General features: G+C 22.8%; 1 protein-coding gene and 1 pseudogene. Both read left to right on the top strand.

All coding sequences use genetic code 11. The annotated features are described in order from the left end of the window. Positions 1–366: pseudogene (locus AJN69_RS02810) on the top strand (glycosyltransferase family 2 protein); the annotation flags it as partial. Further along, positions 366–2,434: hypothetical protein (locus AJN69_RS10295; RefSeq protein ID WP_261663651.1), on the top strand; the 2,069-nt coding region annotated here is incomplete at its 3' end. The pseudogene AJN69_RS02810 and the gene AJN69_RS10295, both read left to right, overlap by 1 nt.

The raw sequence follows: 2,434 nt of genomic DNA, 5'->3' as shown, positions 1-2,434 counted from the left end.
TTAAAATTTCAAACCGAATATGGCACAGCTAAACAAAGAATTCAAAATCATCTATCCTATAAACTAGGAAAAGCTTTGATTGCTAATTCAAAAAGTTTATGGGGCTATATAAGAATGCCTTATGTATTATCTTACATAAAAGATAAACATCAATTTGAACAAAAAGCCTATGAAGAAAAAATAAAACAAAATCCAAATTCAGCCTTACCTCCTTTAGAAACTTATCCTGATTATAACGAGGCTTTAAAAGAAAAAGAATGTTTTACTTATAAATTAGGCGAAGAATTTATTAAGGCTAGTAAGAATTGGTATACGGGCGGATTTATTAAATTATGGTTTAAGATTAGGGATGAAAAGAGGATTTAATGAAGAATATAACATATTGGAAGCAAAATGATCTTATAAATATTGATTATGATATTTATAAAGATAATGCGGATTTTATTGTCTTAGATTTAAAAGATGATGTATTATTAGAATGTATAGTTATTTTTAATTGTTTAAATATAGATGGGTTAAATTTATATTATAAAATTAAAAATGATTGGATTTTATTAGACAAAAATATATTTTCAATAAAAGAAAGTAAGATAGAATTAACTTATACGGAAAATATAAAAGCAAGGTTTTTAAAATTTAATTATTTAGAAAATATAAAAATAAGTGTTTATAGAAGAAAATATAAAGGACTTGCATTAGCCAATAGATTTGATGGTTTTGGTGCTAGGATGTTTGCTATTATTAATGCTATGTACATAGCTGACAAAACAGACTTTAAGTTTGGTTTTATATGGAAGGAAAATTCTTTAAATGCTAATTTTATTGATTTGGATAAAGAAGAACAAATATTTTCAGCAGATTTTTTATTAGAGTATTCATATACTAACAATAATATTGTTAAAAAAAGTAATTTCAATAATTACACACCTAGTAATATACAATTAAAAAATATTAAACAAGCTATAAATGAAGATTATGGATTTGATGTTACTGTATGGAATGAGTTGTATAATTCTATGGTAGATATAGATAAGCAAGAGTTTATTATTAATGCTAAAAAATTTTGGAAGAATATAAGATTTTCTAAAAGATATACAGATATTATTTGCTATTCCAATGAGATTAAAAATGATATAGGTGATTTTATTGTTTTTCATATGAGAGGAGGTGAAGTTGTCAACGATGCTTATATTAGACAATTTAATATTTGTAGTTTATTTATGTATATTTTTCCTATAGAATTAATTTTAAATTATGTGAAAGATACTGATACTAAAGTAATATTGTTTTGCAATGATAATGCTTTTTTTGAGTTATGCAGGAAAAATTTAAATAAAAATGAAAATATTATTTTTTTAAATGATTTATACAGAAAAGATTTTTCAAAAGCTGAATGTGATTTTTTTAGTTTAAATTTAATGAGTAAGGCAAGTGTTATATATGGATCGCATTCTCAATTTAAAAATTTTGCTTGTTTAATATCTGAAAATAATATAATTAAAAAAAATATAGTGGATCTATTTAGCTATGAGGAGCAATATATTATTATAAAAAATAATATTGAAAATATATTTACTAATAATTTATATAAAGCTTCATCTTATGGTTATCTTTATTTGCTATCTTGTTGGTTAAATTATGATAATAATCTTAAAATGCAATATTTGGAAAAAGCATATGAGTTGGATAGTGATAACTTATCTTATAAGATAAAATATATTGATTTATTAATGTGTGAAAACAAAATAAAAGAAGCAGAAAATGAATTAAATGAAATATTTAAAGAGCAAAGAGATAAATATGTGAATTTATTGTTGAGCTGTTTTTATAATCAAGAATTTTTTAATGAATTTGAAAATTATAAAATCAATGCTTCTCATTTATATGTCAATATTTCACATGTGGCATCAAAAATTTATTTTTATCAAAAAGATATAAAGAACGCTATCTTATGTTGCACTTATATATTGAAAAATAGTTTAGATGAAGAAGATTATGAGTATTTTTTAATGCTAATTGATAATATTTGCAGTAAAGATTTTAATTATGAGTTATTAAATTCTTTAAATTGTCAAAATAATAAATTAAAATTTCAAACCGAATATGGCACAGCTAAACAAAGAATTCAAAATCATCTATCCTATAAACTAGGAAAAGCTTTGATTGCTAATTCAAAAAGTTTATGGGGCTATATAAGAATGCCTTATGTATTATCTTACATAAAAGATAAACATCAATTTGAACAAAAAGCCTATGAAGAAAAAATAAAACAAAATCCAAATTCAGCCTTACCTCCTTTAGAAACTTATCCTGATTATAACGAGGCTTTAAAAGAAAAAGAATGTTTTACTTATAAATTAGGCGAAGAATTTATTAAGGCTAGTAAGAATTGGTATACGGGCGGATTTATTAAATTATGGTTTAAGATTAGGGA

Origin of the sequence: Campylobacter sp. BCW_4338 (assembly GCF_001763255.1) — a bacterium.
GTDB lineage: Bacteria > Campylobacterota > Campylobacteria > Campylobacterales > Campylobacteraceae > Campylobacter_D > Campylobacter_D jejuni.
This window is presented reverse-complemented; position numbering and strand designations above follow the sequence as displayed.